The organism is Alkalilimnicola ehrlichii (assembly GCF_003399765.1).
Taxonomy (GTDB): domain Bacteria; phylum Pseudomonadota; class Gammaproteobacteria; order Nitrococcales; family AK92; genus AK92.
Map to the genome: position 1 here is coordinate 1 of NZ_NFZV01000054.1, position 6227 is coordinate 6227.

The window sequence follows — 6227 nt, forward strand, 5'->3', positions numbered from 1 at the left end:
AAAAGCAGCGAGTGCGCGCGCGCCGGTTGTTACTGAGTTTCCGGCTGAACCTGTATCCCAAAGCTATCGTGAAGTCTTTGCCGATCTATTTGAGGAATTTACATAATGGCTTTTAAGGATGCGATGAAAGAGCGGGTCGCGGGACGAAAGCCGGCTGCGTCGGCTCACCCTGTTGAGTCTACCCAAGGACAGCCTGCTATATCTGCTACTGCTGGTGATGTGATTCGCCATCAGGCGGAGGACTCCGCCCGCGATCCTGATGCGCTTTTTCTCCGGCTGGATCAGATTGTTGTAACAAGCAATGTTCGACAGGATTTTACCCACGTTGATGATTCGGGGAATGCCGGCGATAACGTCTTGGAACTGGTTGCGAGTATCCGGCGTTGGGGGCAACTGCAAAGTATTGTTGTTGCTGATCGCGAAGATGGGCGCTATGAATTAATTGCGGGCGAAACACGTTACCGTGCTTTGACACTTCTTCATGAAGAAGACCCTATCCGTTGGCCTGGGATCGCAGCGCGCCGGCGTCCACCCGTGCGCGGGCTTGAGCGTGAATTAGCTCAGTATGAAGAGACTATGAAGCATTACCGCTTCAAACCGCTTGATGAGGCGGCTTGGATGGCGGGCTTAATGCGCGAGCATAATCTTTCTCAAGCTGAGCTTGCCCAGCGTCTTGGGCATTCTCCGGCCCGTGTTTCTAAGCTTCTAAAACTATTAGATCTGCCTGATGAAGTGCAGGCAGCGGTCCGCGATGGGGAACTGTCTGTTAGGCAAGTTACGGAGGGTGATTATCGTCGTTTCCTCACGTCACAGCCTACGAGCGAGCAGGAAAGCGGCCCGGTAGCGGCTTCTACTTCTTCTGTTGCCTCTGATGATTCCAAGCCGCCGGCCACTCTACGGGTATCTACTCCGCAGCGTATACCGCGTGTCCCCGTGCCGCTCGATCAGTTGCGCGATGTCGTGCAGGTCATGGCGCTGCTTGCCAAGCAGCATGGTTTAAATCCTATTGAGTTGCGGGCGAAACCTACGCGCAAAGACTTGCTAGCGGTTATTGAACAGCGAGTGCCTGAGTTGCTAGAGGTGCTACAACGCTGATGCGTGTTCGTCGCTTATCCTATACGGCCCGGGCGGTACTGCGAATACTGGCGGAACTTGAATATGCAACGTCCGATCAGTTGACGGTCTATTTGAATGTAGACCGTAGTACCGTTACCCGCACCTTAAGAACGCTGGAAGCTGGTTCTTTAGTAACGCTGCTGCGGGTAGCGCGCCCGTATGTTGTCTCCGCAACGCCTGCCGGCTTACGTGCTGTTGCCGCTAAGCCCCGCACCGGGCGGCGTGTGCGGTCGTGGTCTGCGATTGCTCACCGTTGCCATGTGAATGCTGCCGTTCTTCGCCTTGGTGCCCATTTTCCGGGCTTCCGTGTGCTTTTGCGGGTTGATGCCTTTTCCTTGGGTTTGTCTCCTGCGCATGGTGAACACCTTGCGCGTTCGGATGATGGTATTTATTCGCTGCTCCTGATGGATGATTATTTTATGTCATCCGAGCGGATAGTCCGTGTATGGCGGCGGCGTCATCGCTCGAAACCCGCGTATTATGCGCCGCCGGCCCCTCGACATTGGTTTGATGTCGCGGATCGCTTCATCGTCGCGGTTACCGATGCTGAGCATTTGGCGGATCATCGCGCTTATCTCGCGCAAGCTGACGTGCTTTCTGTTTTCCATACGCCAGCGGGCGAATTGATAGCGCCTAAGCTGCTATACGTTCCTGCCCTCTGGCAGCTCGCATAAGGTGCCTATATGAGGTGGCTTGCAACTTTCTATGGTTTTACCTTTGCCCTTAATGCAGGGGTTCTAGCCTTTTTGCTCGGCGATCTGGTTTGGTTGCTTTTGTTGCTCCTGTCGCTTGGTTTTTTGGGGGGCCTGGAAGCTGAGGCCTTCGCCAGCCATCGCGGTAGCTCCGAGCGGCTGGGATATGGGGACCGCTGACGACATTAGCGATCCTTCTAGCCCTCGTCGTGTTCCGCGTGCGGTTATTCCTCGCTCTGTCTTCAACTACGGCATTTTGCTGTTGGGTGGTATGGGAGCGGGTAAAACGGTGTCAGGGATCCTCGGTTTTTTATATGCGCATTTCGATGGCCCGCGCGATCGCTTGCCGGAACAGCTCGGCGCCGCCGTCTTTGATGGTAAGGGCGAACTTGATATGTATCGTCGTAGCGTCGGAATGGGTGCAACGCCGGATTATTTCTTTTCCAGTGAATTGCCGGATAGCCATTCGATCAACTTAATGGCCGGTACGCCGGAGGATGTTGTAGACCGCTGTTCCCGGCTGCTCATCGGTACGACAACGTCTACGACTTATTACTCTGATCAGCAGCGAGCAGTATTAACTTTCATGGTGCCTTTGTTGGCAGCCACCGGGCAGCCTTATAACGCCCGTGATTTATACGCCTCGCTTGCTGTCGATGATGCCGGTTGGGAGGTCTACCAAGCGGCTGAACGGGCGGGCGCCGATCCTTTCGTTTTGTCTATGGCAAAGAATTTCCTGTCTCAGGATTTCCAAGACCGGGTGCAGCTGATTTCTGGCCTCCTGAACCGTCTTCTTATTTTTGTTCATGGCCCGTATGCGGCTCGGCTGAATGCCTACCAACCGGATATTGATATTCCTAGCGTTGTTTCAGAACAGAAATACGTGTTCTTTCACTTGCCGTATACGGCCTTTGCGCGGGACGTGGGGATTGCGCTGGTTGAAATGTTCGCGTCCGAGGCGCGCCGGCGGCAGATTAGCGGCACCGGCAATCAGCTTTATCCCTTGCTTCTTGACGATTGGGGAAAGTTTTTTCATGACAACTTTTCCGCTGCCTCTTCTCGCTGTCGGTCGGCCGATATGCCGTTGGTGTTTTCCTTTCAGTCGGTTGGTCAACTCGATGAACTCGGTTTGCCTTTCCGAACCGTCATGGATGACAACTTGGCGACAAAAGTTGTCATGCGCGTTATGGGTGACGCCACCGTTAATTTTGCGCTGCGCCTTCTCGGCGATGCTGACCAGTTACGAGCCGCGACCAGTGAGCTAGGTGATCGCTCCGGCACCTCATTGGGTTATCAGCGGCTAGGCCGGGTTGATCCGCGTGAGCTACGCGGCATGGAAGCCGGCGGCGCTTATGTGTCTACGGTGCTGCCTAATGCGGGTCGCGATGGAAACCCGTTGTGGCGCGTGCGTTTGCCGATGCCGCCTATTGCTGATGGTTATGACGACTTGCCCTTGCCGGAAATGCCTGCTCCCGCTGGACAGCAGGGACTTGGGTTATGGGACCGCTATATGGCTGGTGGACGTTTAGCAACTGTTCAGCAAGTCGTCGCGGCGGCGGCTCCTGCTGACCCCTCTCATATTGAGGTGTTGGAATGATTACATGGTTACAGTTACTGCCGGTTTTTCCGGTCGTTTGGCTTGTTTTATTCGTTGTCGGGCTTGTTCCCACTGTCGATTTTAATGGCCATTATTTGGGGGGTGCCTATTCGCGGTTGGATGCTAGAGACGGTTTTTTCTGGTTGCCAACAGATACACGCTTAACGCTAGCCCTATGGGCTGCCAATGCGCGGCTTGAACATGCAGTTTTATTTCATGCTGTCGTAGCAACTAACTTTTTTGCCTTTGTTTTGCCTTTTCTTTATATGATACTTGCCTGTTTTCTTCATGTAAGAAATTGGTTCGCTCGTGAGACTGTAGCCGGCCTCAATCGTTAGCTTAGGAGATAATAAACATGAAACGCTTTGGTCCCTGGTTCGGGGTCTTTCTTGTCCTTCTGCTTGCTTCCATGCCGCTTTGGGCGAGTATCCAGTTGCCTAGTTATGCACAAACCGGCAATGCAGAGCAGCAAGCCCAGCAAATCGGTGGCAGGGTTACAGATTTCATTCTCTTGGTGGCTGCCATGCTGGGGGTTATCGGTTTGGCAAGTTCCGCCTGTTTCCTCGCCATAGGCAATAGAGAAACTGCCAAGAATCTATTTTTGGCAGCCTTGGCGCTTTTATTCTTCTCGTTCTTATTTGGGGCATCATTCGTTTGGTGACAGGGTAAGTCTTATGAGTGCCTTTAACGGTCGTTTCGAGCCACCCGCACTTGCAGGTATTCCCATTTACGCGGCGGTGGCCCTCGTAATTGCCCTTGTCACTGCGATTCTGGCTTTGATTCTCCCGGTTGCGGTATTGCGGCTGTTGTTCTTGGCGATGGCGGTCGTTTCGTTTTTGCGGCGTTGCTTGTCTTCCGGCTGGGTGATGACTTGCCTTTCTGGCGTGTCCGCTTTCTTGAGCATGATTCTGGTCGGACAGCCGAGGTTTGGGAGGACGAATGAGTTACCACGGACGCTATACCTGGTCTCATCCGCTCGGTGAGGAAGTTATTGCCCATAACGATGGTGCGGTATCTCTCTATATCGAATGGGCGGGGCTTGATGTTTGGTTAGCCGATGACACCGAACGGGCCGCGAAATGGAACCGCTTCTATCGCGTCTTGTCGCGTGTTGGGGTCGAATACACGATTGAATGGCATCTATGGCGTGAATATGACCCCTCGGTTGCCATCAACTATTACCAGTACGGCGAACAGAATATGCTTCGCGGGCAGGAGATCGGGCGGGCCGTGCGGCAAGCGATGGTTGAGCATCTTGCCGCCAGCGCTATGAGTAATACTGTTGGCATTGTGCTTACCCGTTTGCCGGCGGCTACTGGTTTGGGAGGGCGTAAACGCCGCTTAGTCAAACAAGCACAGTTAGCGCAAGAGCTACGCGCTCAGGGTGCGGCGGTGGCTAAAATTCTAGGTGGTGAAGTCCGGCCCTGGACTGATTACTTAGCCCGTATCGAGCAATCTTACGATCGGCCTGCCTACGCCAAGCGGCGCTTGCATGAGCGAGAGGGTGTGCCCTTTGATCCTCTCTTTCAAATCAATGAGCAAATAATCCGTGAAAAGCCCGCACGGGATGGTGAGTTCTTAAAGCTTGGAGACACTTACACTAAGTGTCTCTTTCTTTTCTTGTATCCCCATGCCGACCCTGCTTTCTTCCTCGGGCTCGCTGGGCTGCCCTGTGAAATGCACGTCTCCCATATCGTGAAGCCCTTGCATACTCGCCTTGCTATGCGGGCGGCCGATCGCTCCGAGCGTTATACCGGCAATCTCGTTGGTGATAGCGGGCAAGACTATGCTTTTCATAAGATTCGTGATCTTGCCGGCTTTAAGCAATTTGTCGTTAGCAACTCCCTGGACATCTACGACAACGCCTACCTTATTCACCTGCACGGCTCTAAAGATCTTGTTGAGGCTACTGCGGAGGAGATAACTAACTGGATCGAAGATAACCAGGGGCAGGTACGCAGCGCTGATTATATGCAGCTACCGTTCTTTCGTTACGGACAACCCGGCCAAGGTTATAAAGCGCCGGTCATGCGGCGTGATCATTCTTGGCAGGTTGGCAACATGCTGCCTGTGCAAGTCGATGACCGGGGCGAGGAACCGGAATCTTTGCGGCTTTCTACATCGGGTCAACTGACTGGTTTTTCTGTTACCAGGCAAAAGATTCCTCATGGTTTCACCGTTGCTATGACAGGCGGCGGGAAAGGTGTGGATACGGTCGCCACCATTGCCGAATCCTACCCCTGTGGTACCGACTGGTACATTATGGAAATCGGCGGTAGTTATCAGTGGATCGTGGAGGGGTTCGGCGGCCGCTATATCCCCGTTGATCCTAATGAACACGGGGTCAACCCTTTGCCGGCGTTCTCGATGGCTAAGCCCATCACCGGGGATGATCCAGACGCCTTGCCATTAGATGCCCGGCTTGCCGGCGGTACTACTTCAGCACTTGCTTTAGTGTTATCCGGCGGGCGAATGAGCCTTGATCAGCATCAGGAAGCGGCGGCCGAAATGGCGCTACAGATGATGTATGCCGCCCCAGACCTATCGCGCGAGGCGCCGGTCCTTCCTGACTACTTGCAGGAGCTGCGCGGCGCAACTTATTTCGATAATGATGCGCAAGCCAAGGCGGCCCAGAACATGGCCGATAATCTTGAATCCTTTCTTTCTACGGCACAGGGTCGGGCGTTTTCCGGCAAAGATAATCTTGTTTTATCTAAGGGTATTTGTGCCGTTGATTTAAAACCTGTCTTGGCGGTTAACAAGGATCTCATCCGCTTCTATCTGGTGTTTTTAAGTCTCAAGTTATCCCACTTGGCCTTTTT

General features: G+C 53.6%; 8 protein-coding genes. 7 read left to right on the forward strand and 1 reads right to left on the reverse strand.

From position 1 onward, the window contains the following. The first annotated feature begins 105 nt into the window (after positions 1-105). The 6 genes from CAI21_RS22300 to CAI21_RS22325 are packed head-to-tail and all read left to right on the forward strand — an operon-like array spanning position 106 to position 4066. Positions 106-1095, forward strand: a complete 990-nt coding sequence (locus CAI21_RS22300; protein WP_116304325.1) for a ParB/RepB/Spo0J family partition protein — start codon at positions 106-108, stop codon at positions 1093-1095. Continuing rightward, positions 1095-1790 carry a replication-relaxation family protein gene (locus CAI21_RS22305; protein WP_116304326.1) on the forward strand — a complete coding sequence of 232 codons (696 nt, stop codon included), beginning with the start codon at positions 1095-1097 and terminating at the stop codon, positions 1788-1790. The genes CAI21_RS22300 and CAI21_RS22305 overlap by 1 nt, the downstream gene beginning before the upstream one ends. 9 nt (positions 1791-1799) lie before the next feature. Continuing rightward, a complete protein-coding gene (locus CAI21_RS24390; protein WP_116304327.1) occupies positions 1800-1988 on the forward strand; it encodes a hypothetical protein in 189 nt (62 codons plus the stop codon). Further along, positions 1975-3405, forward strand: a complete 1431-nt coding sequence (locus CAI21_RS22315) for a type IV secretory system conjugative DNA transfer family protein (RefSeq protein ID WP_116304328.1) — start codon at positions 1975-1977, stop codon at positions 3403-3405. Before CAI21_RS24390 ends, CAI21_RS22315 begins: the two co-directional genes overlap by 14 nt. Next, positions 3402-3743, forward strand: coding sequence for a hypothetical protein (locus CAI21_RS22320; protein WP_116304329.1), 342 nt, complete (start codon positions 3402-3404; stop codon positions 3741-3743). The genes CAI21_RS22315 and CAI21_RS22320 overlap by 4 nt, the downstream gene beginning before the upstream one ends. A 17-nt stretch (positions 3744-3760) precedes the next feature. After that, the gene (locus tag CAI21_RS22325) at positions 3761-4066 is read left to right on the forward strand and encodes a hypothetical protein (RefSeq protein WP_116304330.1); all 306 of its coding nucleotides are present in this window, start codon (positions 3761-3763) and stop codon (positions 4064-4066) included. A 66-nt stretch (positions 4067-4132) separates the two neighbouring features. Here CAI21_RS22325 and CAI21_RS23460 read toward each other — a convergent pair whose 3' ends face one another. Then, complete coding sequence (locus CAI21_RS23460; protein ID WP_181919596.1) at positions 4133-4309, reverse strand: hypothetical protein; 177 nt, start codon at positions 4307-4309, stop codon at positions 4133-4135. 35 nt (positions 4310-4344) lie between these two features. On the opposite strand from CAI21_RS23460, the gene CAI21_RS22330 reads away from it, so the two are divergent. Next, on the forward strand, positions 4345-6227 hold a 1883-nt coding region (locus CAI21_RS22330; RefSeq protein ID WP_147305222.1), incomplete at its 3' end, for a hypothetical protein.

Bases quoted from the DNA above. Each gene is read 5' to 3' on its own strand.
- CAI21_RS22300 (WP_116304325.1), top strand. From the start codon at position 106: ATGGCTTTTAAGGATGCGATGAAAGAGCGGGTCGCGGGACGAAAGCCG.
- CAI21_RS22305 (WP_116304326.1), top strand. From the start codon at position 1,095: ATGCGTGTTCGTCGCTTATCCTATACGGCCCGGGCGGTACTGCGAATA.
- CAI21_RS24390 (WP_116304327.1), top strand. From the start codon at position 1,800: ATGAGGTGGCTTGCAACTTTCTATGGTTTTACCTTTGCCCTTAATGCA.
- CAI21_RS22315 (WP_116304328.1), top strand. From the start codon at position 1,975: ATGGGGACCGCTGACGACATTAGCGATCCTTCTAGCCCTCGTCGTGTT.
- CAI21_RS22320 (WP_116304329.1), top strand. From the start codon at position 3,402: ATGATTACATGGTTACAGTTACTGCCGGTTTTTCCGGTCGTTTGGCTT.
- CAI21_RS22325 (WP_116304330.1), top strand. From the start codon at position 3,761: ATGAAACGCTTTGGTCCCTGGTTCGGGGTCTTTCTTGTCCTTCTGCTT.
- CAI21_RS23460 (WP_181919596.1), bottom strand. From the start codon at position 4,309: ATGCTCAAGAAAGCGGACACGCCAGAAAGGCAAGTCATCACCCAGCCG.